At 71.7% G+C, this 25,474-nt stretch carries 22 protein-coding genes and 1 tRNA gene; 8 read left to right on the top strand and 15 right to left on the bottom strand.

Going from position 1 to position 25,474, the window contains the following annotated elements; genetic code table 11:
- A partial coding sequence (kstD, locus tag DQW85_RS40135) for a 3-oxosteroid 1-dehydrogenase (RefSeq protein WP_338043450.1) occupies nucleotides 1–1,728 on the top strand: 1,728 nt, incomplete at its 5' end.
- A 54-nt stretch (nucleotides 1,729–1,782) separates the two neighbouring features.
- On the opposite strand, the gene DQW85_RS40130 is transcribed toward kstD, so the two are convergent.
- The 4 genes from DQW85_RS40130 to fxsA form a co-directional block, all read right to left on the bottom strand.
- On the bottom strand, nucleotides 1,783–3,138 hold the full coding sequence (locus DQW85_RS40130; protein ID WP_275888300.1) for an MFS transporter: 1,356 nt from the start codon (nucleotides 3,136–3,138) through the stop codon (nucleotides 1,783–1,785).
- Between the two features lie 122 nt (nucleotides 3,139–3,260).
- Complete coding sequence (locus DQW85_RS40125; RefSeq protein ID WP_162795765.1) at nucleotides 3,261–5,264, bottom strand: tetratricopeptide repeat protein; 2,004 nt, start codon at nucleotides 5,262–5,264, stop codon at nucleotides 3,261–3,263.
- The gene (locus DQW85_RS40120; RefSeq protein WP_113704963.1) at nucleotides 5,242–6,156 is read right to left on the bottom strand and encodes an SIR2 family NAD-dependent protein deacylase; all 915 of its coding nucleotides are present in this window, start codon (nucleotides 6,154–6,156) and stop codon (nucleotides 5,242–5,244) included. The genes DQW85_RS40125 and DQW85_RS40120 overlap by 23 nt, the downstream gene beginning before the upstream one ends.
- Before the next feature lie 33 nt (nucleotides 6,157–6,189).
- Nucleotides 6,190–6,348 (bottom strand): FxSxx-COOH cyclophane-containing RiPP peptide, encoded by a 159-nt coding sequence (gene fxsA / locus DQW85_RS45200; RefSeq protein ID WP_162795764.1) that lies wholly within the window; start codon nucleotides 6,346–6,348, stop codon nucleotides 6,190–6,192.
- Between the two features lie 202 nt (nucleotides 6,349–6,550).
- Between fxsA and fxsT the strand changes: the two genes are divergently transcribed.
- Nucleotides 6,551–9,073 (top strand): FxSxx-COOH system tetratricopeptide repeat protein, encoded by a 2,523-nt coding sequence (gene fxsT / locus DQW85_RS40110; RefSeq protein ID WP_113704961.1) that lies wholly within the window; start codon nucleotides 6,551–6,553, stop codon nucleotides 9,071–9,073.
- A gap of 34 nt (nucleotides 9,074–9,107) precedes the next feature.
- Here the strand turns inward: fxsT and DQW85_RS40105 are convergent, their stop codons facing one another.
- Together DQW85_RS40105 and DQW85_RS40100 are read right to left on the bottom strand one after the other, a co-directional pair.
- Complete coding sequence (locus DQW85_RS40105) at nucleotides 9,108–10,544, bottom strand: HEXXH motif domain-containing protein (protein WP_162795763.1); 1,437 nt, start codon at nucleotides 10,542–10,544, stop codon at nucleotides 9,108–9,110.
- A 92-nt stretch (nucleotides 10,545–10,636) separates the two neighbouring features.
- The gene (locus DQW85_RS40100) at nucleotides 10,637–11,854 is read right to left on the bottom strand and encodes an FxsB family cyclophane-forming radical SAM/SPASM peptide maturase (RefSeq protein ID WP_113704959.1); all 1,218 of its coding nucleotides are present in this window, start codon (nucleotides 11,852–11,854) and stop codon (nucleotides 10,637–10,639) included.
- A 509-nt stretch (nucleotides 11,855–12,363) separates the two neighbouring features.
- Between DQW85_RS40100 and DQW85_RS40095 the strand changes: the two genes are divergently transcribed.
- Nucleotides 12,364–13,116: a hypothetical protein gene (locus DQW85_RS40095; RefSeq protein ID WP_113704958.1), complete on the top strand. Its 753-nt coding sequence runs from the start codon at nucleotides 12,364–12,366 to the stop codon at nucleotides 13,114–13,116.
- A 28-nt stretch (nucleotides 13,117–13,144) separates the two neighbouring features.
- Here the strand turns inward: DQW85_RS40095 and DQW85_RS40090 are convergent, their stop codons facing one another.
- Complete coding sequence (locus tag DQW85_RS40090) at nucleotides 13,145–14,008, bottom strand: N-acetylmuramoyl-L-alanine amidase (RefSeq protein ID WP_113704957.1); 864 nt, start codon at nucleotides 14,006–14,008, stop codon at nucleotides 13,145–13,147.
- Between the two features lie 110 nt (nucleotides 14,009–14,118).
- Between DQW85_RS40090 and DQW85_RS40085 the strand changes: the two genes are divergently transcribed.
- Both DQW85_RS40085 and DQW85_RS40080 read left to right on the top strand, forming a co-directional pair.
- Nucleotides 14,119–14,496, top strand: coding sequence for a hypothetical protein (locus DQW85_RS40085; RefSeq protein WP_113704956.1), 378 nt, complete (start codon nucleotides 14,119–14,121; stop codon nucleotides 14,494–14,496).
- A gap of 99 nt (nucleotides 14,497–14,595) precedes the next feature.
- Nucleotides 14,596–15,267 (top strand): DUF6766 family protein, encoded by a 672-nt coding sequence (locus tag DQW85_RS40080; protein ID WP_113704955.1) that lies wholly within the window; start codon nucleotides 14,596–14,598, stop codon nucleotides 15,265–15,267.
- Here the strand turns inward: DQW85_RS40080 and DQW85_RS40075 are convergent.
- Nucleotides 15,240–16,076 carry a 1-aminocyclopropane-1-carboxylate deaminase/D-cysteine desulfhydrase gene (locus DQW85_RS40075; RefSeq protein WP_113704954.1) on the bottom strand — a complete coding sequence of 279 codons (837 nt, stop codon included), beginning with the start codon at nucleotides 16,074–16,076 and terminating at the stop codon, nucleotides 15,240–15,242. The genes DQW85_RS40080 and DQW85_RS40075 overlap by 28 nt on opposite strands.
- A 44-nt stretch (nucleotides 16,077–16,120) precedes the next feature.
- Between DQW85_RS40075 and galK the strand changes: the two genes are divergently transcribed.
- Entirely contained in the window at nucleotides 16,121–17,248 is a 1,128-nt protein-coding gene (galK, locus tag DQW85_RS40070; protein WP_113704953.1) for a galactokinase, read from the top strand.
- A gap of 128 nt (nucleotides 17,249–17,376) precedes the next feature.
- On the opposite strand, the gene DQW85_RS40065 is transcribed toward galK, so the two are convergent.
- From DQW85_RS40065 to DQW85_RS40050, 4 genes are all read right to left on the bottom strand, one after another.
- Nucleotides 17,377–18,150 carry an enoyl-CoA hydratase-related protein gene (locus DQW85_RS40065; RefSeq protein ID WP_113704952.1) on the bottom strand — a complete coding sequence of 258 codons (774 nt, stop codon included), beginning with the start codon at nucleotides 18,148–18,150 and terminating at the stop codon, nucleotides 17,377–17,379.
- A gap of 43 nt (nucleotides 18,151–18,193) precedes the next feature.
- Entirely contained in the window at nucleotides 18,194–19,330 is a 1,137-nt protein-coding gene (locus tag DQW85_RS40060; RefSeq protein WP_113704951.1) for a nitric oxide synthase oxygenase, read from the bottom strand.
- Nucleotides 19,331–19,816: 486 nt separating this feature from the next.
- Nucleotides 19,817–21,370 (bottom strand): carboxylesterase/lipase family protein, encoded by a 1,554-nt coding sequence (locus DQW85_RS40055; RefSeq protein ID WP_162795762.1) that lies wholly within the window; start codon nucleotides 21,368–21,370, stop codon nucleotides 19,817–19,819.
- A 486-nt stretch (nucleotides 21,371–21,856) separates the two neighbouring features.
- Nucleotides 21,857–21,928, bottom strand: a tRNA-Asn gene (locus DQW85_RS40050).
- 125 nt (nucleotides 21,929–22,053) lie between these two features.
- Here DQW85_RS40050 and DQW85_RS40045 point away from each other — a divergent pair.
- On the top strand, nucleotides 22,054–22,371 hold the full coding sequence (locus tag DQW85_RS40045; RefSeq protein ID WP_113704949.1) for a YtxH domain-containing protein: 318 nt from the start codon (nucleotides 22,054–22,056) through the stop codon (nucleotides 22,369–22,371).
- A gap of 141 nt (nucleotides 22,372–22,512) precedes the next feature.
- Here the strand turns inward: DQW85_RS40045 and DQW85_RS40040 are convergent, their stop codons facing one another.
- The 3 genes from DQW85_RS40040 to DQW85_RS45195 are packed head-to-tail and all read right to left on the bottom strand — an operon-like array spanning nucleotide 22,513 to nucleotide 24,448.
- Complete coding sequence (locus DQW85_RS40040) at nucleotides 22,513–22,986, bottom strand: hypothetical protein (RefSeq protein WP_113704948.1); 474 nt, start codon at nucleotides 22,984–22,986, stop codon at nucleotides 22,513–22,515.
- Nucleotides 22,983–24,257, bottom strand: a complete 1,275-nt coding sequence (locus DQW85_RS40035; RefSeq protein ID WP_113704947.1) for an amylo-alpha-1,6-glucosidase — start codon at nucleotides 24,255–24,257, stop codon at nucleotides 22,983–22,985. Before DQW85_RS40035 ends, DQW85_RS40040 begins: the two co-directional genes overlap by 4 nt.
- A 32-nt stretch (nucleotides 24,258–24,289) precedes the next feature.
- Nucleotides 24,290–24,448 (bottom strand): hypothetical protein, encoded by a 159-nt coding sequence (locus DQW85_RS45195; RefSeq protein WP_162795761.1) that lies wholly within the window; start codon nucleotides 24,446–24,448, stop codon nucleotides 24,290–24,292.
- 177 nt (nucleotides 24,449–24,625) lie between these two features.
- Here DQW85_RS45195 and DQW85_RS40030 point away from each other — a divergent pair.
- Nucleotides 24,626–25,474, top strand: an 849-nt coding sequence (locus DQW85_RS40030) for a hypothetical protein (protein WP_113704946.1), incomplete at its 3' end; no start/stop codon positions are given.

The raw sequence follows: 25,474 nt of genomic DNA, 5'->3' as shown, positions 1-25,474 counted from the left end.
GTGCTCCGCGGCGCCGCGCTGGCGGGCGGGGTGCTCGTGGCGGGCGCGGCTCTGGGCCGCCTGCCCGCGTACGCGGAGATCGAGTACGACGTGGTCGTGGTGGGCTCCGGAGCCGCGGGCATGACCGCGGCGCTGACGGCGGCCAGGCGGGGCCTGCGGACCGTGGTGATCGAGAAGGCGCCCACGTTCGGCGGCTCGGCGGCCCGGTCCGGGGCGGGGATCTGGATCCCGTGCAACGAGGTGATCCTGGCCGCCGGCGTGCCGGACACCCCGGCCAAGGCCGCCGCCTACCTGGCCCGCGTCGTCGGCGACACGGTGCCCGCCGACCGCCAGGCGGCGTTCCTGGCGGACGGCCCCGCGATGCTCTCGTTCGTGATGCGGAACAGCCCGCTGCGCTTCCGCTGGATGGAGGGCTACTCCGACTACTATCCCGAGTTCCCCGGCGGCCTGCCGAACGGGCGCTCCATCGAGCCGGACCAGCTCGACGGCAACATCCTCGGCGCGGAGCTGGCCCGCCTCAACCCGCCCTACATCCCGACCCCGGCCGGCATGGTCGTCTTCAGCGCCGACTACAAGTGGCTGACCCTGGCCGCGGTCAACCCGAAGGGCGTGGAGGTCGGCGCCGCCTGCCTGGCGAGGGGCACGGCGGCCGCCCTCCGCGGCGAGAAACCGCTGACCATGGGCCAGGCCCTGGCCGGGGGGCTGCGCGCCGGGCTGCTCGCGGCCGGCGTACCGGTGTGGCTGAACACCCCGCTGCTCGACCTCCGTCTGGAAGGCGGCCGCGTGACCGGCGTGCTGGTGAACCGGAACGGCCAGCAGACCCTGGTCAGGGCCCGCCGGGGCGTCGTCGTCGGCTCCGGCGGGTTCGAGCACAGCGCCGCCATGCGCGCCGAGTTCCAGCGCCAGCCCATCGGGACGGACTGGACGGTCGGCGCCACGGAGAACACCGGCGACGGCATCGAGGCCGGGGAGCGGGCGGGGGCCGCCCTGGAACTGATGGACGACGCCTGGTGGGGCCCGGCGATCCCGCTGCCCGGCGAGGCGTACTTCTGCCTGGCGGAGCGCACCCTGCCGGGCTGCATCCTGGTCAACGGCGACGGCGCGCGCTTCGTCAACGAAGGGGCGCCCTACAGCGACGTGGTGCACGTCATGTACGACCGCGACACGCCGTCAGCGCCGCACATCCCCGCCTGGCTGATCGTCGACCAGAACTACCGCAACCGCTACCTGTTCAAGGACATCGCCCCGCTCCTGCCGCTGCCCGACTCCTGGTACCAGAGCGGCGCCGTGCACAGGGCCCTGACGGTCGAGCTTCTCGCCCACAAGATCGGCGTCCCGCCGTCGGCCCTGCGCGCCACGGTCACCCGCTTCAACGGCTTCGCGCTGCGCGGCACGGACGCCGACTTCCACCGCGGCGACAGCGTCTACGACCGCTACTACGCCGACCCGCACGTCAGGCCGAACCCCTGCCTCGCGCCCCTGTGGCTGCCGCCCTTCTACGCGTTCAAGATCGTCCCGGGCGACCTGGGCACCAAGGGCGGGATGCGCACGGACGCCCGCGCGCGGGTGCTGCGCGCGGACGGCTCGGTCATCCAGGGCCTGTACGCGGCCGGCAACGCCAGCGGCGCCGTCATGGGACACAGCTACGCCGGCGCCGGCTCCACCCTCGGGCCCGCCATGACGTTCGGCTACGTCGCGGCCAACCACATCGCCGACACCCCCGCCTGAGCCCGCCCGCCACGGGCGGGCCACCCTCCGCCACGAAGGTCGATCACCCGCGTGTCACACTTTCGCGCCCTGCCTGGACCTCATCCGCGCCCTCATCCCCGCCTTCACCGGGACGGGCCGCCGCTCGTCGTGCCATCCCGGTGAGAGTCCTTCGCGCAGCGCCGGGACCCCGGTGACCACCGCCGAGATCATCAGTGTCATCGCCAGCAGCACGATCACCGCCGCGTGCACGTCGAAGAGCATGATGAGGGCGCTGCCGAAGAGCGGCCCCAGCGCCGCCGCGCCGAGGCTCACCAGCCGCAGGACGCCCGCGGCCCGGCCGACGATGTGCGGCCCGAGCCGGCTGGTCACCGTCCTGATGCTCACGTTGCTCAGTCCGCCGCTCATCCCCATGAGCGCCAGGGCGACCGCGAACACGAACGGCGTGTCGGTCACGACGATGAGGATGAGCGCGACCGCCCACAGCCAGGTGTGCAGGACCAGCGTCGAGCGCCCTTGGCGGGTGAGCCCCGCCATGTCGGTGAGGCGGGCCAGGACGGGCCTGCCCGACGTCTTGTCGTCCATCCAGGCCGCGATCCCCGACCTGGCCGGCGCCATGAGCGCGCCCACCACCCCGCCGATGCCCGTCGCGGCGAGGACCAGCCCGGTGACCAGGGTAGAGGTGCCCTGCGCCAGTCCCGTGGCGATGAAGACGATGACGAGGGCCTGGAAGATCAGGTTGGTGCACGCCGTGAGCGAGATGGCCACGCGCAGGAACGGGTTGCCGCGGACCTCGCGCACCCCGGTCCGGATCTCGCTCAGCAGCCGCGCGCCGGGCCGGGGCGTGAACGAGTGGTTCAGCTTGCCGAGGGTGCCCACGAAGGCGCCGATCAGGAGGAGGTTGGCCACGAGCGGGACCACCGGCCCGAACCCGAAGAGGAATCCGCCGAGTGGCCGCCCGGCGAGCACGGCCACGTGCACGCTGCCCTCCTGCACAGCCATCGCGTCGCCGATGTCCCGCTTCTGGACGATCGCCGGGATGAGCGCGGTCATGGCGAGGGTCGAGAAGACCGAGAGGGCGGCCTCGCAGAAGGCGACGACGAGGAGGTGCCAGAGGTGCAGCTCCCACCACCCGAGGGCCACGACGAGGCTCGCCAGCGCGGCCACCCTGAGGAGCTCGCTCCACATCAGGACCCGCCGGGGATCGTGGCGGTCCACGATGGCGCCCGCGGGTACGTAGAGCAGGGTGGGCGCCGTGCAGGCGAACACGACCCAGCCGGCCCACACGACCGAGCCGCCGATCAGGACGGCCAGCAGCGGATAGACGACGCCCAGAGCCCGTGTGCCGGCCATGGATACGGTCGATCCCGCCCATATCCACCGGAACCCTGGATAAGAGGACAGGACCGATCGCGGTCCCCATGCCTTCACGCCTCATCCTCACTACCGGCAGGATCCACAGCGACAGCTTCACGCGGCCCCGGCGGCCTGGGGGGAGGACTCACCGCTGAAGGTTAATACACTGCGAACAATTTGATCACCGCATTGTCGATTTACTCGGGGATCAGCCGATCCGCCTCCACGGCCAGCGCGCGAGGCAGCGGCGGGCGGGTGTCCCGCTCCTTCGCCCGCCGGGCGAGGGAGGCGGCGGCGGTCGCGTTCCCCGCCGCCTCCTCGATACGGGCCACCCGTAACAGCACGGCGCCGCTCCTCTCCCGCTCCACGGGAGGCGCGATCGCGGCCGCCTCCTTCACCTTGCCCTCCAGGGCGAGCGCCAGCGCGTAGGCCGACCGGGTGGACGGGGAGTGGTGCGGCCGGAGCCGGTCGAGGTCCTGCAGCGCCGGGGCGGGCCGTCCGAGATCCGCCATGATCTCGCCCCGCGCGCGCAGCGCCTCCTCCGTGTCGCCCTCACGCGCCAGCACCGCGTCGAGCACGTCCATCGCGCCGTTGACGTGCCCGCCGTACCACAACGCCCAGGCGAGCTCGGTCTGGATGATCGGATCGTCGGGGCGGCGGCGGAGAGCGGCCTCGAGATCGCGCAGCGCCGGTTCGAAGCGGCCCTGCCCGATCCTGATGCGGCCGATGGCGGTCAGCAGCATGGCGACGGCCGAGTCACCGCCGGGGACGCTCTGCAGGAGCGCCGCCGCGTGGCCGTAGCGCCCGGCGGCCTCCTCGAGGTCGTCGCTCTGGAACGCGATGTCGCCGAGAAGCGACTCGGCTTCGGCGCGCCGCCGGATGTCCCCCCCGCTGCGCTGGAGAGCCACCTCGGCGTACGTCGCGGCGCGCTCGAAGTCGCCCTCGCTCAGCGCGAGCTCGGCGAGCCTGCGCAGCTCGACAGGATCGGTGGGGTCGCTGGCCCGCTTGCCCGCGCCGTCACGCATGATCGCCTGTACGAGCCGGTCGTGGGACAGCTCGCACAGGCGGCCGCCCATCGGGCGCTCCTCCAGCTTGAGTATGCGGCGCTCGACCAGCGCGCGGATCACCCGGTCGGGCAGCCCTGCGGTCTCGGTCAGGCCCAGGCTCACCACGTTCCTGCTGCCCCACTCGGTGACGAAGGCCGCGCGCAGCTTCGCGCGCAGCAGTTCGGACTCGTCGCGGAAGACCTCGTGGGACACCTCCTCGATCATCCGGTCGCAGAACACCGCGAGGGAACGGTCGGCGTCCGCCAGCTCGCGCACGTGGTCGACGGTGATCACGGACTCGCCGCGCGGGAGGGCGCTCCAGAGCGTTGAGCACACCACCTGGAGCTGGAGCGGCTCGACCAGGGGGAGCCGCTCCACGATCTCCTCGCCCAGGGGGGTGCCAAGCCGCACGGTCCTCAGGTCGTCGACCAGCGTCTCCGCCGCGCCTTCGGCGAAGCGCAGGCCCGTGCCGCGCAGCGGCCCGCAGGCGGCCTCCACCGCGGGGCCGGGTTCGAGGGCGCTCAGCGGATACTCCACGGGCCGCCTGAAGATCCCCGCCTGCCGCTTCAGCGTCGCGAGCTGGTCGTCACGCAGCACCATGAGCACCCGGAGGTACGGGTCCTCCTTCATCGCGTGGGCGAGCTGGCGGAGGAAGTCCTCGCCCTGCGTGTGAGCGCCGCCCGGGTCGGCGAACAGGTCCTCCGCCCGGTCGATGGCGACGAGGGAGAGCATCGGGTCGCCGTACTGGTCGTGGCGCTGGGGCCGGCGGCGGCGCAGGAAGGCGGGGATCGTCAGGCCGGACAGGTCGGCCGGCGACTCGTACGGCGACCACGACGAGAGCACGGCGAAGACGTGCGGATTGTGCCCCTCCCGCAGCGCCGCGCTGGGGAAGGAGCGGACCCGCGAGACGCGGCCGATCGGCGGCAGGTCCATCCGGTCGGGATCCAGCAGCGGCACCACGCCGGCCCGCAGCAGCGAGGTCTTGCCGACGCCCGAAGGGCCGCAGAGGACGGTCAGCGGGTTCGCCGACCAGTGATCGACCAGCTCCCGCGCCTCCCGCTCGCGGCCGAAGAACCTGTGGCGATCCTCGGCGCGAAAGGAACGCGGCCCGACATAGGGCTCTCCTCGCCGCTCAACCATGCCGATGGCTGACATCGCCCTGCCCCAATCGCCGCCGCAGCTCCGCAGTGAATTCGTCGATTGTCCCCCAGTAGATGGAAATACGCCATTTCTCGAAGCGATCGGCGATGAACTGCATAGTCGGAGGCCCTTCCCTGCCATCCGACCGATCGTTCTCAGGGCGCCGTTGCACGCTGACGTGACGGCGGCGGACGATGCCCGGCAGAACGCGCTGCAGTCCGTTGAAGATCGTCCGGAACGTCATATCTCTCATGCTGTATCCAATGAACAACAACGACCGCCTGGTCAGCGCCCCTCTGATCACCGGCGGAATGATGGTCTGGTCTGCCGCCAGGCTCGTGATGAATTCCTCATAGTCCTCGTCGGTCAGCACGATGGACTGCGGCTGGGCCAGGCTGCCATGGAGGTGATAGATCAGCGGCGCCTCCGGCCGGGGGTTCCAGCCCGCTTCGCTCCGCAACAACTCGGCACTGTGGTCTATCTCCGCATGCCAGGGACATATAGCCACATTCGGCGACTTACCGGCATGAATGAGCGCTTTAAGTAAAAAGTCATCGTAATTGGTGGTGATGAAGATCGGCAGCGGCAGGCCGGCCAGGAGGCCGTGCGGCTCCAGCGGGTCGTCGAAGTCCGGCGGATCCGCGCGGAGCTCCTCACAGATCAGCGACTTGACGTAGGGCACGTCGCCGCCGAACCACCAGACCAGGTAGTCGGTGACCTCGGTGAGGTCGTCCGGCCTGTCGTACGGATATTTGTGCTTCTCGGCCAGCCGCCTGCTCAGCGCGCGGCCGTCCGGGAGGCTCCCGGCGCAGGCGCCCGCGCCGATGAAGGGCACGCAGTCGCCCGTGGCCAGCTGGTCGATCAGCCGGTCCCACTCACCGTCTCGCCACGCGCCGAATTCTTTCATGGCACCCTCGGAGCGCGCTGCTCGCGCGCGCTCTCAAGTGGCCGAGTCGAATGCCGCCAATGTCTCCTCGTCACCCTCGCGCAGGCCGTCGAGCACGCGCCTCAGCGCCACACTGTCGAGCCTTCGAAGGTTTTCCAGCGATACGCCGGAGACGTCGATGAGGGCGGCGGTTCGTGGGACCTCTTCGCTCATGCACAACTCCCTGCGGTTGACACGGGGACCATATTCGGTCGCCCGGATCGCGGATATATACGTACGGATATATTCGGCGGGCAGATGAGCGTCTCCAATGGTCACGATCATTGGCGTCTCATATGCGATTCTGTGACGGGACGCCGCGCTAATCAACCTTTAGGATCGCTGTATCGGGAAATATCTTGTCGGGAGGTCCCAGATGGAGTCGGTGGGCAAGGTCGCGAATGCTCCGGCGAAGGCTCCCGAGGTCTGGGGCAAGGTGCCGCCGCGCAACAAGAACTTCACGGGGCGAGAGGAGTTGCTGGCGCAGATCCGCCGCAGCATAGACGCCGTCACCGCGGTCGTCCCGTTACCGCAGGCGCTGCACGGCCTCGGCGGGGTCGGCAAGACGCAACTGGCCATCGAGTACGCCTGGCGCTACCGCGGCGAGTACGACCTGGTGTGGTGGATCACCGCCGACCAGCGTGTCCTGGTGCCTCCGGCGCTGGCGGCCCTGGCCCCGCGGCTCGGCGTGCCCCAGGCCGACACCGTGGGCACCGAGGAGTCCGCCGAGGCGGTCTGCGACGCCCTGCGCCGGGGCGACCCCTACAGCCGGTGGCTGCTGGTGTTCGACAACGCCGACCAGCCCGAGTCCATCAAGGGCTACATCCCCGCCAACGGGCACGTCCTGATCACCTCGCGCAACACCCGCTGGGACACGGCCGCCGAGACCGTCTCGGTGGACGTGTTCGCCCGCGATGAGAGCGTGGAGTTCCTGACCAGGCGCCTGCCCCACGCGATCAGCGAGGCCGACGCCTACCGCCTCGCCGAGGCGCTGGGCGACCTCCCCCTCGCCCTGGAGCAGGCGGGAGCGCTGATGGCGCAGACCGCCATCTCCGTCGACGACTACCTGGACGAGCTCGCGAAGAACACCAGAACCCTCCTCAACGCCGGCAAGTCGACCGAGTATCCCGTGTCGATGACCGCGGCGTGGCGGCTGTCGGTGACCCAGCTCGGGACACGGTGCCCCGAGGCGGTCGAGATCCTGCGCTGCTGCGCCTTCTTCGGCCCGGAGCCCATCCCGCGCGACGTGTTCCGGCGGGGCAGCGGCTCCCTGCCGCGCCGGCTCGGCGAGCTGCTGGCCAGGCCCATCATGCTCACCAAGGCGATCGGCGAGCTCAACCGCTTCGCCCTGGCCCGGATCGACTCCGACACCCGCACGATCCAGGTCCACCGGCTGGTTCAGGCCCTCCTCCGGGACGATCTCTCGCCGGACGAGCAGGCGGGCACCAGGCACGTCGTCCACCGGCTGCTCGCCGACGGCGCGCCGGACGATCCCGACGACAACGCCTCCTGGGGCGACTGGGCCGAGCTCGTGGGACACCTGCGGCCCTCCCTGGTGGCCGACTGCGACGACCCGGCCGTCCGCGACTTCGCCATCAAGGTCATGCGCTACCTCTACCGCAGAGGCGACTACCGCACGGCCAGGGAGATCGCCGAGGAGCTGCTGGACAAGTGGACGAAGGAGTCGGGCCCGCACGACCGCGACGTGCTGACGGTGCGCCGGCATCTGGGCAACGTGCTGTGGCAGCTCGGCGACTTCGACCGGTCGTACACGCTCAACGAGGAAACGCTGGCCATGATGCGCGAGACCCTCGGCGCGGAGCACGAGCAGACGCTGGCGGTGATCAACAACTTCGGCGCCAACCTCCGGGCCCGTGGCGACTTCGCCGAGGCCAGGAAGGAGGACAGCATCTCGCGGCAGCTCCATGAGCGGGTCTTCGGCAAGACCCATCCCAACACCCTGCGCGCGATCAACAACCTGGCCCTGGACCACGCGCTCGTCAGCGACTACCAGGCCGCCCGCCAGGAGCACGAGTACGCCTATCTGGAGCAGAGCACCGGCACCGCGGGGGCCAGCAAGTGGGCGATCCTCAACTCCATGTCCTCGCTGGCCCGGGTGGTGCGGCTGTGCGGCGACTTCTCCGACGCGTGCGACATGGGCGCCGAGGCGTACGACTACGGGCGTGACGAGCTGGGGGTCGACCACCCGCTGACGCTCAAGGCGGCCAAGGACCTCTCGATCGCCCAGCGGATGCGGGGTGACCTGGGCGAGGCCCTCGAACTGGCCGAGGCGACGTACACCAAGCTCAGAACGCTCTTCGGGGTGCGGCACCCCGACACCCTGGCCGCCGCCGTCAACATGGCGAACGCGCTGCGCGTGGCCGGGGAGTACGGTCCCGCGTTCGAGATGACGAAGGACACGGTCCCCCGGTACATCGAGATCTACGGCACGAAGCACCCCTACACGCTGGGGTGCCGGCTGAACCTGGCGCTCATGCACAGGCTGCGCGGCCGTCCGGACGAGTCGCGCAAGACCAACGAGGAAGTGCACGAGTCGCTGCGCGACCGGCTCGGCCCCGACCACCACTACACCCTGACCTGCGCCATCAACCTGGCCGGCGACCTGGCCGCCCTCGGCGAGCACGCCGCCGCCCGCGACCTCGACGCCAGGACGCTGGACAGGCTCCGCGCCCACTTCGACGAGGACCACTACCTCACGTTCTCCGCCACCAGGAACCTCGTACTCGACCTGCGCGAGACGGGAGAGCACATGAAGGCGGACCGGCTCCAGGAGGCCATGTCGGCGCGCCTGCACCCCGACAGCCGGGCGGGAGACCACCGGGAGGCGATCCTGGCGGGTGGGCGCGTCGACATGGACTTCGACCCGCCACCCCTCTGACGGCCCAGGCGGGGGCCGTGTACGTGCCCTTGCGTCACCCGTGGGCGTCGGTCCACTTGTGCCGGTGGAGGCCGGACTCCTGGCGGGCGACCGCGACGGCCTCCTTCGGCACCCGCTCCTTCAACCACTGCTGGAGGGTGCCGCGCATCCCCTCCACGAACCTGTCCCCCGCCCGGGTCAACCGCCCGGAGGCGGCGAGCGTACCGGTCACCTGGTAGGCCGCCTCCCGCCAGCGGACGAACTCCACCTCGGCCCGGAACCTCTCCTCGCCGGGACCGAGCAGCGCCCGCTGCCGCCGCCAGAAGCCGCTCACCCCGAGGTAGGCGTAGGCGCCATGCAGCAGCCCGGAGGCCGGCCGCGGGTCGTCGCGCCACGGCGCGTAGAAGCGCCGCCCGTCGTCGGGCTGCACCAGATCGGTGACGGACAGCAGCGCGGACAGCTTGGCGTGCTGCACCTCGTGCGCGAACGTGCCGGCGAGCCGGAGCGCGTCCGGCGGGGGCGACAGCGCGACGGCGCCGAAGTGGTCCTTGGAGGAGGCGCTCTTCATGACCCCCTCCGGCGCGTGGATCGGCGTGAGCACCGTGACGATGGAGGCGGTCTCCTCCGCGATGGTCCAGTGCCCGGCCACGAGGACGCGCCATGCCTCCCGGAGCCGGGCTGCCAGGGCGAGGCGTTCGGGCCCGGTCATCCTCTCGTGGGTCGCGGTGCCGGCGGGCCACCGGTACGGGTCGAGGTCGTCGAGGAGAACGCTGAGCCGGTGGCCTTCCGCCTCGGCGGTCAGCCGGTGGAGCCCCCGCCAGCAGGGCGACTCCACGCCCTCCCCCACGGTCACCTCGCGCCCGCCGGCCGTCACGGCGCACCGGCCGGCGGTCCGGAGGCGGACGAGCCCTTCCGAATCCGGCACGGAGAGCGCCCCGAGCGAGGGCAGCATCACGTATCCGTCCACCGCGGGCGCCTCCGCCTCGCAGGGCACGCCCCCCACGACGGCGGCCGCGACGGCGACCGCCCCGAGCCCGGCCGGGTCGTGCCCGCCGCCCTCGCCGGAACTGGCCGGATCGTGCCCGCCATCCTCGCCGGAACTGGCCGGATCGTGCCCGCCATCCTCGCCGGAACTGGCCGGATCGTGCCCGCCATCCTTGCCGGAGCTGGGCGGTCCGTGCCCGCCGTCCGCGTCGCCGAGGAGCGCCGAGACGGTGTGCCAGGCCCACGCGCCCACGGCCGGGTGGCGGATCAGCCGGTCCACCGCGGCGGGCGCCGCCCTCTCCATCGCGGCGAGGGCTCCGTAGGCCCGCTCCGCCACGTCGGCGTGCGGGTGGCCGGCGAGCCTGGCCGCGTCGACCACGCCCAGGATCAGGAGCAGGTGCCTGCTGCGTTCGGCGGCCCGCAGGTGGCGGGCCGCGGCGGCTCCCCCGGCTCCCCGCGCCAGAGCGGACAGGACTTCGCCGGGCAGTCGGTGCGCAGCGTGCTGCATCGCGTTGTCCTTTCGCACGTGCTCCCGCGCCCCACCGGACGGACCCGCGGAAGCGGCCGGGCGGCTCATGATGACGGCCCGCGTCGGGCGGCTCATGATGACGGCCCGCGCAGATCGGTGACGAGCCGCGAACGGATGTGGCCGATCAGCCGGTAGAGATCGGCGCAGTAGACCGACGGGCTCCGGAAGCCGGTGCCCGGCCGGTAACGGTGCGGGTAGAGACCGGCGCCGCACACCCGCCCGTAGCGGCAGGCGCGGCACTCCGCGCCGAGCGCGGCCCAGCCGAGTTGCCGCGCCACCACGCCGGGGTGCCGGAGGGCGGCGTCGAACGGGTGGTCGGTGATGTTGAGGCCCGTGGCGGCGGCCCCGTGGCCGACGGCCTTGAGGGAGTCGGTCTGCTCGATGGTGCCGTCCGTCTCCACGACCACCAGGCTCGTCGGGGTGAGGCCGACCGCCTCGGTCGCCGACGCGCCGCCGAGGAGCAGCCGGATGATCTCGTGGAACAGCCTGACGACCGTCTCGTCCCGGTCCGAGCCGTACCAGCGGTCGAACACCTCGATCATCCAGTCGGCGTACGGCGTCCTGGTCTGGTCGGGGGTTCGGCCGGGCGGCGGCGACTCCCAGGTGCCGTGCGGCAGCAGCAGGTCGATCATGGGCGGGTCGAACGCGATGAGCGCCTCGTAGGTCTCCACGGGGTCGTTGTCCAGGTCGATCGTGCAGAGCAGCCCGCCGTACAGGTCGCGGAAGTCGTCGCGCATGAGCAGGCGGAGCGCGGCGGCCACGGCCGCGTGGGTGCCGCGCCCGTCGGCGTGGCGCCGGTTGCGGTCGTGCGCTCGCGGGGAGCCGTCGAGGCTGACCCCCACCTTCAGGTCCAGTTCGTGGAAGGCGCGCAGGGCCTTCTCGTCGAGCAGGACGGCGTTGGTCTGGACGGTGGCGTCGACGCGCACGTCGGGGGCCGCCTCGGCGCGGATGACGCGGACGGCGTCGCTCAGGTAGTCGTGGCCGGCCAGCAGCGGCTCCCCGCCGTGCAGGATGACGCGGAGCGAACGCAGCCGGTGGGCGCGCGCGTGCTCGGCGATGCGGCGGGCGGCGGTCGCCACGACCGCGGGCGACATGACCATCGGCTGCGAGCGCCAGCTCTGGTCGGTCAGCGTGTAGACGTAGCAGTAGTCGCAGGCCAGGTTGCACCGGCTGTGCACCTTGAGCAGGAACTGGCGGAAGGGCCGGGGACGCCAGCCGTCCGCGATCAGGCCGTCGACGTCGAGTGTCTCGGGCCACTCACGCCTTGGCTCCGCCGCGTCGGATTTCATCCGCGAAACCACTCCCGTGTCGGCTGAAAGCATGAGCAATTACCGATGGTATCCGCGTGGTGGATGAATGGGGAGCTCCACGGTAAAGGTGGTGCGATATCGGTTCGGTGCGAATACCGGAACCGCGGGACAGCGGCGCGAGGCCGCGACGCCACCGCTCCGGACGGTCCCCGACCTGCGCGGCGTCACGCGTTACGGGCCGAAAGGCGGCACCGCGGTGAAGGCCGGACGGCCGATAAACCGGCCCGAACCGCGAATTCCACGCCGTCTCTTTCCGGGATTTCCGTCGGCCGGGAAAACCGGAATCACGGCCGGGCGCGACACCAAACCCTCGCTTTCGTGATCGCCCAGTGGCCGGCTGAGCCATTCTGCTGAGGCGTGATTTCCGGCTTTGGTCGGCGCGTAACGCGCCCGGGGGTCGGGGTTCAACGGGCCCGCTGTCGTCCTTCCTGGTCGTCGGGGCGGCTTGACACGGGTCAGTCCGGGAGGGACAGTGCTAGGTTGGCGCGGTGATCGACACTGATCCCGATCCGCAGCCTCGGTACGTGTGGCTTGCCAAGGTCGGCTGCGAGGGCGGGCCGTTGCTCGTCTGCGAGGTCGACGCCTTCGCCGCCTGGGGCGGCGCGGTCCTGACCCCGGAGTACGAGCTCGATCCCGGGTGCGACCTCAGCCGCGCCAACGCGGTGCTCTACCCCTCTGACGAGGAGGAGTTCGAGACCGGCCTCGTGCGCTTCGGCGCGGATGACCAGCACACCGGTCTCGTGTGGGAGATGGACGGTCAGGGCCTTGCCGAGGTGGCGACCTCGGGCGACGACGGCTTCCTCGTCATGCGCTCGTGGGTCCGGAACACGGACGCCCCGCACCGCTACGCCGCCGGGCCGGCCGCACGGAACAAGGAAACCCCGACGGCCGAACTTGATCTCCAGACCGGCCGGGTCGCCGTCGTGTGGGCACCGGTCGGCGCCACCGAGGTCGGCCCGTTCAGCACGATCGAGGAGACCACCGCGGGGCTGCGTGCCCTGACCGAGCAGGACTCACCGGTGAAACTCGACCTGGACGACCTCCGCGGCGTCGGCACACTGCTGCGGGTGCGACCCGGCAGATACCAGGTCAGCCGCGGGTTGCACGAAGGGACCCGGGGACGGTACGCGCCCTTCGAGGAGCAGTACGGACCGCCGGTGCCCGGCAACGACGACGACTGGAGTTGCCGCTGGATTCGTTTCGCTCGGTCCGGCGGTGAGGCCGCGGTCGCGCGCAGCTAGCCCGATTACGGGTGCCTCGCGGAAAGGCTCACCCGGTCTGGAGATACTTCGTCAGGCCGGCGGCCAGGGAGGCGGCGACGCGTTCGCGGAAGGCCGTGTCCGACATCTTGGCGGCGTCGCCGGTGTTGCGCATGTTGCCGCACTCGACGAACACCGCCGGGCGGGTCGACAGGTTCAGCCCGCCGAGGTCGGTGCGGGTCTCCAGGCCGTTCCGGCCCGTGTACGTGGCGTACGGCAGGCCGGTGCCGGTCCGGTAGGAGTCGCGGACGGCGAGCCCGAGCCGGCGGGACGGCTCGACGATGGGGTCGTTGTGCCCGGCCACCAGCCCGGGAAGGATCACGTGGAACCCGCGCCCCGCCGGGGCGGCCCCGTCTCCGTGGATGGACAGGACCGCGTCGGCCTCCGCCCTGTTGCCGGCGGCGGCACGTTCGTTGATGCACGGGCCGACGCCGGTGTCGTTCGGGCGGGTGAGCACGACCTCGGCGCCCGCGCGTTCCAGGAGCGGCTTGAGCCTGGAGGCCACGTCCCAGGCGAAGGCGTGCTCGGGGTATCCGGCGTCGGTCTCGGTCCCCGTCGTGTTGCACGGCTTGCGCTGGGTGATGATGTCCACCTGCCGGTTGATCACCTCGGGGTGGGAGGCGTTGCCCCCGTTGTGCCCGGGGTCGAGCACGACGACCTTCCCGGCCAGCGCGGGCACGCCGGGGGTTCGCATTGGGCTCGTCGCGGTCACTCCCACCCGGGTCTCCGGACCGGGCGGGCTCTGGGCGGGCGGTCTCTGGGCGGACGGTCTCTGGGCGGACGGTCTCTGGGCGGACGGGGCCGTGGCGGCGCACGCGGTGGACAGCGCCACCAGCGCGGCGAGGATCCCCGGTGCCGCTCGGTCGGCGCGCATGGCTCGTACCGTACCGGGACGTTCCGGACACGTGGGTCTGGAAAGACCCCGCTGAGCCCCTCGATTACGGAGATCAGAATGTCCGGTGCCGATATGGGTAGCTGGGGCGCATGAGACTTCCGCTCGCGCTGCTCGCACTCGCGCTGGCGGCGGCCTGCTCCATCGACACCACCGCCCCCGCCCGCGCGGCGGAGCGCTTCCACGCCGCCGTGGCGGCGCGGAAGGACGAGGCAGCCTGCGCGATGCTCGCCCGCCGTACCGCGGAGAAGCTGCCCGATCCCGGCGAGACGTGCCCGCAGGCCCTGCAGGCCCTGGAGCTGGGCCCCGGCGGCCGGGTCACCGGTGTGGAGGTCTGGGGTGACGAGGCCCAGGTGCGGATGGCCGGCGACACCGTGTTCCTGCACCGCTACAGCTACGGCTGGCGGGTCAAGGCCGCGGGCTGCGAGCCCCGCGGGGACCTCCCCTACGACTGCGAGGTGGAGGACTGATGCGTGTCATGTTCGCGGTGACCGTGCTGATCATCGTGTCCGGCCTGATCTGGTTCATCGTGGTCGGCCTGTCCCACCTGTGAGCTCGAGGAGTCGGGGATGAAGTGGATCAAGGAGAACGCCCTGTCGCTGACGTTCCTGGTGCTGTTCGTGCTGGCGCTGGGCGGGCAGGCGGTGGCGGGCGCGCTGCAGTTCAACGACGAGCAGCGGGTCATGGGCGCGGAGCCGGTCTCGATCCTGGAGTACGTCGTGTCGTCGAACTTCGCCGTGGACGTGGCGGAGAACTGGCAGTCCGAGTACCTGCAGTTCCTGCTCTTCACCGTGCTGACGGTCTGGCTGGTGCAGAAGGGCTCCCCGGAGTCGAAGGAGCCCGGCAGCGAGGGAGCCGGGTCCGACGACGAGCAGATGGTCGGCCCGTACGCCCGGGAGAACTCCCCCGCGTGGGCCAGGGCCAAGGGGCTGAAGCTCTGGCTGTACAGCAACTCGCTGGGGCTGGCCATGGGGGCGGCGTTCGTGGGGTCGTGGCTGGCGCAGTCGGTGGCGGGCACGGCCGGATACAACGCCGAACGGCTGGCCGAGCTGCGGAACCCGATCTCGTGGGGGTCGTACCTGACCTCGCCCGAGTTCTGGAACAGGTCGTTGCAGAACTGGCAGTCGGAGCTGCTGGCCGTGCTGTCGATGGTGGTGCTCTCGATCTATCTGCGCCAGCGCGGCTCACCCGAGTCGAAGCCGGTCGGCGCGCCTCATGACGTGACAGGCGTGACGGCCTGACCGGCCACCACGTCCGGGTCTCCCAGGGGGAAGGGCAGGCCGGTGATCACGGCGACGACGCGGGCGCCGTCCCGGAAGAAGCCCTGCCGTGCGCGGTCGAGGACGCCGTACAGCATCTTCGCCACGTAGATCCCCTCCACCCCGTGTCCAGCGGCGAACGCCTCCAGGGCGGGTGTCGAGCGCGCGTAGCCGCCGAAGTGGTAGCCGAGGTCGATCGACCAGTTCGGCCAGACCCGCCCGTATGCCTCCCGCTGCAGCCGGGCCACCTCGTCCGCCAGGAACCCCGCTCCTTTCAGCACCGCGAACCCGAGCGCCGTGCGGCCCGGCGGCAACCCGGCCGAGATGCCCGCCAGCGTGCCTCCGGTGCCGACCGGGCAGCAGATGACGTCGTACTCCTCCGCGATCTCGCCCGGGAGCTCGGCGCACCCGCGCACGGCCTCAGCGTTGCTGCCCCCTTCGGGGAGAATCGCCACGTCCCCCCACCGCTCGCGCAGCCCGGCCAGCACCTCGGGCGTGTGCTTGCGGCGATACGTGGCCCGGTCGAGGTAGGTCAGCGTCATCCCGCGGGAGACCGCGTAGGCGAGCGACGGGTTGAGCGGCAGCCGCTCCTCGCCGCGGATCACCCCGATCGTCTCGAAGCCGTGCCGCCTTCCGGCGGCGGCCACCGCGCGGATGTGGTTGGAATGGGCGCCGCCGAAGGTGAGCACGCGCGGATGGCCCAGGTTGTACTTGAGCTTGCGCGCCTTGTTGTCGTCGTGCTTGACGAAAACCCGGACCGAGCCGAGGCCAGGCTCCAGGAGCTCCTTCATGGGCGCTAGTCTACGGTCGGGCTGATGTTGAGGAGTGTTTGGTCATGCGCGTTATTGAAGCTTTCCGTGCGGCGTTCGGTGCCGACCCCCGCACGGTCTGGCACGCCCCGGGCCGCGTCAACCTGATCGGCGAGCACACCGACTACAACGACGGCTTGGTCCTCCCGTTCGCGGTGCCATGGGGCGTCACGGCCGCGGTCAGCCCGCGCGACGACCGCGCCGTCCGTCTGCTCTCCCTCCAGTCACCCGGCGGTCCCGTCACGATCAGCCGGCACGAGGACGCCCAGGGCTGGACCCGCTACGTCGTGGGCGTGCTCGCGATGCTGGACCACCGGCTGGGCGAGCAGGTGCCGGGAGCCGACATCGCCATCGACGGCGACGTGCCGCGGGGAGCGGGGCTCAGCTCCAGCGCCGCCCTGGAGGTGTCCGTCGCGTGCGCGCTCAACGACCTGCACGGGCTCGGCATGACCCCGATGGAGCTGGCCCTGCTCTCCCAGCGCGCCGAGAACGACTTCGTGGGCATGCCCTGCGGCATCATGGACCAGGCCGCCTCGGCGCTCTGCCAGGAGGGGACCGCGCTGTTCCTCGACTGCCGCTCCCTCGCCTCCCGCGCCGTCCCGCTCGACCTGGCCTCCCAGGGCCTGCGCATCCTCATCATCGACACGCGGGTCCACCACGAGCACGCGGGCGGCGAGTACGCCAAGCGCCGCGCCGAGTGCGAGTCGGCGGCCCGCAAGCTGGGCGTGGCCGCGCTGCGCGACGTCACCGACCTGTCCGGCGCGCTCGACCGGCTCCAGGGCGCCGAACGCAACCGCACCATGCACGTCGTCACGGAGAACCACCGCGTCCAGGCCCTCATCGGGCTGCTCCGGGCAGACAAGATCACTGAGATCGGCGCGCTGCTGAACGCCTCGCACCTGTCGCTGCGCGACCAGTACGAGGTGTCCTCGCCGGAGCTCGACGTGGCGGTGGAGGCGTCTCTCCGGGGCGGCGCGCGGGGCGCCCGCATGACGGGCGGCGGTTTCGGCGGCTCCGCCATCGCCCTGGTGGCCGAGGACCGGCTCGACAGCGTCAAGGAGTCCGTGACGGCCGCCTACGCCGAACGCGCCTGGCAGCCGCCCCGCTTCCTTCCCGCCGTCCCCGCCCCGGGCGCCCGGCGGCTTCCCCTTTAAGGCTGCTTTTACGGCCGGGCCAGAACCACCCAGGACCGGAGCCAGCTCAGCACCGGAACCAGCGAAAAGCCGGAGTCGCCGGAAAGCCGGAGCCGCCGACAGCCGGAGGGCTGGAGTCGCCGGGTTGGTCACAGGGGTGGGAAGTTCGGGGGGCGGCGTTCGAGGTAGCTGGCGACGCCCTCCGTGAAGTCGGGCCGGTCGAAGGAGGCGAGCATCTCGCCGACGGCGGCCTGGGTGGCCTCCGCCAGCGTGACCTCCCAGTCGTGCCACACCTGCCGTTTGATCACCGCCATGGACGCGGGCGAGCTGTGCGCGGCGAGGTCCCGGGCGTACTCCTGGGCCTCGGCGAGGAGCGAGCCGGCCGGCACCGCGCGGTTGGCGAGGCCGAGCCGGAACGCCTCGGCGCCGCTAAAGACGCGGCCGGACAGCAGGACGTCCATGGCCCGCTGCTGCCCCACGAGGCGGGGCAGCACCCACGACAGGCCGTACTCGGCGATGAGGCCGCGCCGGGCGAAGGCGGTGGTCCACTTGGCGTCGTCGGCGGTGAACACCAGGTCGCAGACGAGCGCGTGCACCATGCCGAGCCCGGCGCAGGCCCCGTTGACGGCGGCGATGACCGGCTTGCCGACGGTGGTGGGGAACGTGTTGGGCCGCGGGTCGGGTTCCTCGTCGAAGTCGCCGGTCTGGATGGCGGTGAGCGCCTGGAAGTCGGCCCCGGCGCAGAACCCCCTTCCGGCCCCGGTCACCACCACGGCCCGCACGCCGGGGTCCTTCCCGGCCTCCTCCAGCAGGTCGAAGTAGCGCCGCCCCATCGCCAGCGTCCAGGCGTTGAGCCGGTCGGGACGGTTCAAGGTCAGCGTGAGGACGCCCTCGTCCAGGGAGGAGAGCACGAGTTCTTCCATGCGTTAACCGAACCATGTTCTAGGCCGTGGAGGCAAGGCGCCGTCACCGGTGGCGGACGAAGGCGGGACTGAGCCGGGGGTTGTCGTAGTAGCGGTGGAACACCGGCGTGACGCCGCCCGAGATGGGCGGAACGATCCACGACCAGTCCGCCGGGCAGACCCGGCCCGCCTTCTCCTCCCGCGCCAGGTGGGTGAGGAACCGCTCCGACTCCGTGTGGTGGTCGGTCATCGTTACCCCCGCCCGCTCGAACGAGTGCAGCACCGCCACGTTCAGCTCCACCAGCGCGTGGTCGCGCCAGAGCGACCGCTCGGTGGAGGTGTCCAGTCCGAGGTGCCGGGCCACCACGGGCAGCTGGTCGTAGCGGTCGACGTCGGCGAGGTTGCGGGCGCCGATCTCCGCCCCCATGTACCAGCCGTTGAACGGCGCGCACGGGTAGCAGAGCCCGCCGATCTCCAGGCACAGGTCCGAGATCGCGGGCACGGCGTGCCAGCGCAGGCCCAGTTCCTCGAACCACGGGTAGTGCGGGTGGACGATGGGCACCTCCAGGACGGCGTCGCCGGGCAGGTTGCAGAGCAGCGGATGGCCGCGGCCCGCCTGGATCATCAGGGGAAGCACGTCGAACCGGCCGCCCTGCCCGCCGCTCCACCCGGACGCGCGCACCATGTCCGTGAAGTCCACGTAGCGCGGGTCACCGACGACCCTCCCGTCGCCCTGCCGGTATCCGGCGTAGCGGATCAGCTGCTCGTTCAGCACCCGCGGCCCGGGGCGAGCGGGCAGGTCGGGGGCGAGCACGGTGATCGTGGGCCGGATCCTGCCGCCGGCCGTCGCCTCGCGGAGGTGGGTCACGCACTCGATGGCCACGCCCTCGGCGCTGGTGACCTGCCGCCGGTCCCGGACCCTGAGCGAGCGCCAGTAGAGCCGGCCGATGCAGCGGTTGCTGTTGCGCCAGGCCACCCTGGCGCCGAACTCCAGCTCCTCGGGGGTGTGGGCGTAGGTGCCGTAGCGCGATATGTCCCGGGCGACCTCGCGCAGCCGGGTGTGCGGGGCGCCGGCGCCGGGGTTCTCTTCGTGGAAGAGCCTGATGAAGCGCTCGGCCTCGCGGATGTCGATGGTTCGCTCGACGAGCGTCTGCACGGCGATGGAGTCGAAGGGACGCAGGGACCTGATCCAGGTACGCACGCAGGAACCGTCACTATTCGATCACGGAGCGCTCCGCCGGTTCCGGGCCGGCAGCGCGACTCCTCATGGCGGCACCCTCTCCACACCGCCCTCGGCACATCCGCGGCTGCCACACCGGCGACGACGCCGGCGCGACTCCCCCATCTTCGCGCGCGATCCGCCTCCTGTCCCGCCAAATCCAATACTGCGTGACCTTTCGGTTACAAGGCGTGAAATCATCTCTCCAAAGGGGCGTCCCCCATGGCACGCGGTGGCCGGTGGACGCGGCGCGCGACCAAGGGGCGGGCGTCGAGCCAGGCTCGCCCTGGGTCGATGGCAGACGGGGGTCTCCGCTTTGTGAGGCGAGCACCGTTCCTCTCGGGGCTGCCCGGAGCCAGACTGCCCCCGGCTGGCCGTCTCGGCCGAGTCCGGCCGCGTCGACCGAGCGATGACCGTCCTGCGGCCCGGGGCCTTGGAGACGAGGCGCCGCAGGACGGTGGCGGGGAATCAGCTGGGTCGGGTGATCGAACCGACCGAAGACCAGAACCGGCAGTGATGTGTCCGCTCGAACGCCGCGTCGCGGATCGGGCCGACCGCGGCGGCGGCCAGGCTCTGCAGTTGTGCCGAGGAGTAGGCGGGCCAGTTCGGCAGGCCAGGGCCGTTCGGATCGCCGGTCGCGGCGAACCGGCTCCAGTAGCCGAGCATGCGGTCTGACAGCTGCCGCTGTGCGGGGGTGAGGACGATCGGGCGTCCCGGCAGGTCGAACAGCAGCGGCAGTTCGGCCCCGTGATAGGCGCCGAGCGGGAAATCGGGCGTGAATGCGAAGACGTTCGGCATGTCGCGCTCGGCGACCTCGTACATGTGCACCGGGTTGTGGCGCGCCAGCGCCCGCGCCGAAGCACGGCTCGGGCACGCGAAGAGGTAGTCGGTCAGCACGGCCGCGGCCACGAGCCGGGGATCTCCTGAGTACCGGCTACGCACGGCCGGGGTGTCCAGCCGCAGTCGGCCGGTGAGTTGGTCCATCAGGATGGCCACGAAGACGGTCGCCTCATCCCGGGTGGTGCCGATCATGGTGGGGACCTTGGCGAAGGCGCCTTCGCGCAGAGCCTCCTCCGTCGGCCGCGGCAGCAGCGGGGATCGCGATACCGGCGCGAACGACAGTCCGCCCAGCAGTTCCCCGGCGACACCGTCGGAGCGACTCGCATCGAGTACGGCGGTGGCCGGCACGGCGCGCAGGCATTCCGGCGCCGCGGTGTCGCATCCCAGCGTGTGGGCCAGGTCGGTCCCCGCGGTCTCGGCCTCCTCGAGGGAACGGCTCAACATGGTGCACGGACCGCTCTGCAGCACCGCCCGCTGGAACAGCCCCTGCGACGCCGGAGACATCAGATGCGCGCAGACGCTGCCACTGCCCGCGGACTGGCCGGCGATCGTGACGTTGCCCGGGTCGCCGCCGAAGGCGGCGGCGTTGGCCCGCACCCAGCCCAACGCGGCCTGCTGGTCCATCAGTCCGTAGTTGCCGGAACCCCGCCGGTCCTCACCGGTCAAGGCGGGATGCGCGAGAAAGCCGAACGCGCCCAGCCGGTAGTTGACCGTGACCACGACGTTTCCCTTGGCCGCCAGCCGCTTGGCGTCGTAGGCGGAGCCCGAGCCCGAGACGAAGCCGCCCCCGTGCAACCACACCACGACGGGCCGCCGGCCGCCCCCCACCTCGGCGGGTGGGGTGTGGACGTCGAGATACAGGCAGTCCTCGTTGGTGATCTTAGGAATGGCGAGGATGTCCGAGGCGTTCTGGGCGCACGCGCCACCGGATCGCAGCGCTGGACGGATCCCGCTCCATTCCGAAACGGGGCCGGGCGGCCGCCAGCGTGATCGCCCTGTGGGCGGGGCCGCGAACGGAATACCGCGGAACACCAGCCCGGACGACGTGGCGGCGCCCTGCACCCAGCCCTTGTCGGTGCGGACGACCGTAGGATCCGAGGTCCGCGCCGACACCGGCCCGGCCAGGATGGCGGCGACCATTCCGGCGATGGTGAAACAGATGATTGCGACCCGTCGTTTCATGGGGCCTCCTGCGATGGGCGGGGCGGCCATGCTGCGGGGGTGGACGAGACGGCGTCAACACCGGAAGACCCACCCGGCACTGCCTCACGGCCTGGCCGCCCCGCCGGTCACGCGCGAGCCGATCGGCACACCCCGCCTGAGCAGCACGGACCCGGCCGCCGACGCCCGGCGTGGCGGGCGCGTACCCGACGACGCGACAGGCTGTCCAGCCACAGCCGACCGGCGATGTCACCGGTTCGCATGGCCGCCACACCTGGCGTCAAGGTTCACCACCGGACAGACCCGGATCGGCCGCCACCGCACCCGAACCCAGCTCATGGCCGGCAACCGGCCCGAGGCTTTCGCCGGCGTCGTCCGCCGCCGCTCCAACTCCGAGCGCCGCCGGCCGACCGGCAAGGCGGAACGGCGATCACACCGGTAGTGGCCCCCGAAACGACACAGGCCCCAATCCTTGATCAAGGAAGGGGCCCTCAGGCTCTGTCAGAGCTCCCGCGATAGGACTCGAACCTATAACCTGCCGGTTAACAGCCGGCTGCTCTGCCGTTGAGCTACGCGGGATCGAACGAGTGCGCCAGTCCGGGGGCTTCTGTGCCTCTCCGTCCGGCGCACGACTACATTAGCGCACTCCTGGAGTGCGTGTCGCATCGTCATCGGGGTAGGCCCGGAGACAGCGGAGGTGCAATATGCGATATCGGATGACATTCGCTGCCGGGCTGGCTGTCGGGTACGTGCTGGGCAGCCGGGCGGGCCGCGAGCGCTACGAGCAGATCAAGAAGGCGGCCCAGCGTGTCGCCGACAACCCGAGGTTCCAGGAGACCGCGGGTGTGGTCGGCGCGCAGGTGTCGAAGGTGGCGGAGGTGGCCAGACACAAGGTAGGGGACAAGCTCCAGCAGCGGATCCCGTTCCTGGGTCAGGACCGCCACCCCGACACGGGCACCGGCTGGCCCGACGAGGCGGGGGTCGGCGAGAAGAAGGACGACGAGACCGGCATCCCCTACTGACGGATCCTGCGCAAGCGGGAGACGTGGTCCGCGCCGGCGGTGGGACGACGCCGGCGGTGGTGGGACGCCGGCGGTGGCGACGAGGCCGGCGGTGGCGACGAGGCCGTCCGGCGGTGCGTGGGCGAGTGGGCGCGGTCGTCGTCACACGCCCATGCTCCGCCGCACTCCCTCCAGCGCCTGCTCCGCCAGCGCGCGCAGGCCGGGATCCTCCGGGTCGAGGCCGTCGTCGAAGACGAGCGTCCAGCCGAGCATCTCGCCTCCGGGCCGGCGCCGGGCGACGAGCCGCACCCCGCCGCGCCCGGGCAGCGTGACGTGCTTGTTGACCACGATCGTGGCGTTGACGCGCTCTCGCACGGTCTCGGGCAGCAGTCGCGGCTCGGGCAGCCGTTCCCGGCGCCGCTCGCCGTCCGTGGTGATCAGGCGGAGCCCCTCCTCGTCCCAGGTGGCCTTGTCGATCGTCTCGTACGGCACCCGGGTCCCGTCAGACAGGAACAGCGCCAGGTTGGTGGCCACCACGTAGCCGCCGTCCGACGCGGAGAACGTCAGCACCCGCTCCCCCCGCTCGGTGATCAGGGACTTGCGGACGCCGGCGGGCAGGCGGCGGAGGAAGCTCATGCCCCCACGGTATCGGCGAGCAGGTCGAGGGTGAGCGCGGCGCTCCAGGAGAAGTCCCGGCAGCCTCGGCCGCTGCCGTCGAACGGGTCGAAGCACTCGCGGAACCCGGCCTGCCGCACGAGGCGCAGGGTGCCGCTGGTGAGCTGCTCGCGCAGCGGTAGGAGGTCGTGCACGGCGGCGGCGCGGCGCAGCAGCCAGTTGGTGTTCACCCAGGAGGGGCCGCGCCAGTAGCGGGTGCGGTCGAACTGGGCGGCGCGGATCTCGCAGCTCGGCACCGGGTAGCCGGTCGCGCCCATGAACCGGGCCGACTCGAGCACCTCGACGACCGCGCCGACGCGGTCGCTGGGCAGCCCCGGGTCGAGCAGCGGGCCGAAGGCGCCGATCGTGCAGATCGGGATGAGCCGTCCGGCGCGCAGGTCGCGGGCGTAGAAGCAGCCGTCCCAGAGGCGCTCCAGCAGGGCCCGCCTGATCCGTTCGGCCTGCTCGACGTGGGGTGCGGGGTCGGCACGGATCACCGGGGCGAGCTCGGCGAGCGCCTGGCAGGAGGCGAGCCAGATCCCGTTGAACATCGGGCATTCGACGGCGAAGGGGTGCTCGTCGCGCAGGTACTCGGGCCGGTAGCCGGCGTTGCGGTAGCGCAGGGCCAGCCAGACGTAGCGGTCGTGGTCGCTGGCGGGGTGGCGTTCCTCCAGCTCGACGTTGCGGTAGCCGTACCTGATCTCGGGCAGCGCGGCGAGCGGCAGGTCCCACGTGGGGCTGTCGTCCATGCCCGACTCCCACGGGTGCACGATGGCCGCCAGGCCGCACCCGCCCAGGTCGCGGGCCCAGGCGAGGTAGCGGTGCTGCGCGACCAGCGCGGGGTAGGCGCGCCGGACGAAGCCGGTGTCGCCGGTGTGCCGGTAGATCCACCACAGGGCGAGGCCGTGCAGCGGCGGCGCGGTCAGGCCGGAGGTGAGCAGGCGGGGCGCCGCCGCGTGGTCGTTCGACCGCCAGACGGAGGGCCCGGGGAAGTACGCCTCCGGGGTGTGGAAGACGATGTGCGGCACCATGCCGGTCGCCCACTGGCCGGCGAGGAGGCTGAGCAGCTCGGCGCGGGAGCGGTCGGGGCGGTGCCTGGCCAGGCCGATCGCGACGAACGCGGAGTCCCAGCTCCACTGGTGGGGGTAGAGGCCGGGTGCGGGCACGGTGGCGGTCCCCGTCCAGTTCGCCTCGAGCACCGACAGCGCCTCATGCCCGAGCGCGGCGTCGTCGACCGCGGGCCGCGCCTCCATCCACCCACTATGCGCCGCGATGCGGTCGGACGCTATGTCCTCTTCGCCCACTTTGACACAAGCATTACGCCGTAGGCGACGGCGGCGATGACGAGTCCCCACTTCAGCAGCGTGAGGGCGAAACCCACGAGGGGGCCGAGCAGCAGGAACGCGGCGACGACCGCCGCGATGATCAGAAGAATGCGTCCCATGTCTGTGACGATAAGAGATCGTTCAAGCCGATTGCAGGCGACACAGGGTTCAATCAGGGACAAGTCAGGGTCCTCCCTACCGCGCCGGAACCAACCCACCGGGCCTGCCGTTGATCGGGTAGAAACGGGGCATCGGGGACCCTCTTCACGGGGAGCGTGATGAGCCTGGGACCACCCATGAGCAGGGAGGGCGTCGAGCACGCGCTCCACGCCCGCGCCGCCGAGCGCGACCGCATCTCCGGCGACCTGCTCGACCTGGAGTCGCACACCACCTACCGGGTTCTCAAGGGCGCCTCCCTGCGCGGCGCCACGCAGCGGCGCTGGTCCGAGGGCCAGGCCGCCGTGTCCGCGCTCTGGGTTCTCCATGACGCCTACCGGGGCGTGCTGCGCGACGCCGAGCAGATCAGGGCCTCCCGCGGCCGGATGGGCGCCGATCAGCTCGCCGAGCTGACCGCGCTGCTCGCGGGCCCGTCGGTGGTGCTGAAGGCCGCCGCCAAGCCCGTTGAGCAGCGCTCGCTGTTACCCGAGGCGGACGAGCGGCTCACGCTCGACGAGGCCGTGCTGCGCATGGACGCCTCGTTCCAGGTGGTGACAGGGGTGCTGGCCGAGATCGACGCCGTCTGGTCGGACGTGCTGCCCCTCCTGGACGACGCCGACGCGCGGCTGCGCGCCGTCACCGACCTGCAGGCCAGGCTGGGCGAGACGATCGACCTGGCCGAGGTGGAGGACGAGCTGCGGCGGATGCGCGGCGCGACCCTGGAGGACCCGCTCGGCGCCGCGCCCGCCGAGCGGGACCTGGATCGCTCCGGCCGGATCCTCGCGGGCTGCCACGCCGACCTGGAACGGGCGCTGCTGGCCAGGGAGGAGTACGGCAGGCGGCGCGAGGACCTGGCCGCCGCGCTCGACCGGGTACGGGCGGCCGAGAGCGAGGCGCGGCTGGCGCACGGCGCGGTCGTCGCGAAGATCGCCCTGCCACCTCAGGCGGCGCCGAGGAGCGAGGTGCCGGCCCTGGCGGACGAACTGGAC

The organism is Nonomuraea lactucae (genome assembly GCF_003313395.1).
GTDB classification, from domain to species: Bacteria; Actinomycetota; Actinomycetes; order Streptosporangiales; family Streptosporangiaceae; genus Nonomuraea; species Nonomuraea lactucae.
The sequence above is the reverse complement of the archived record's forward strand: the minus strand, read 5'-3'. Positions and strand labels throughout refer to the sequence as shown.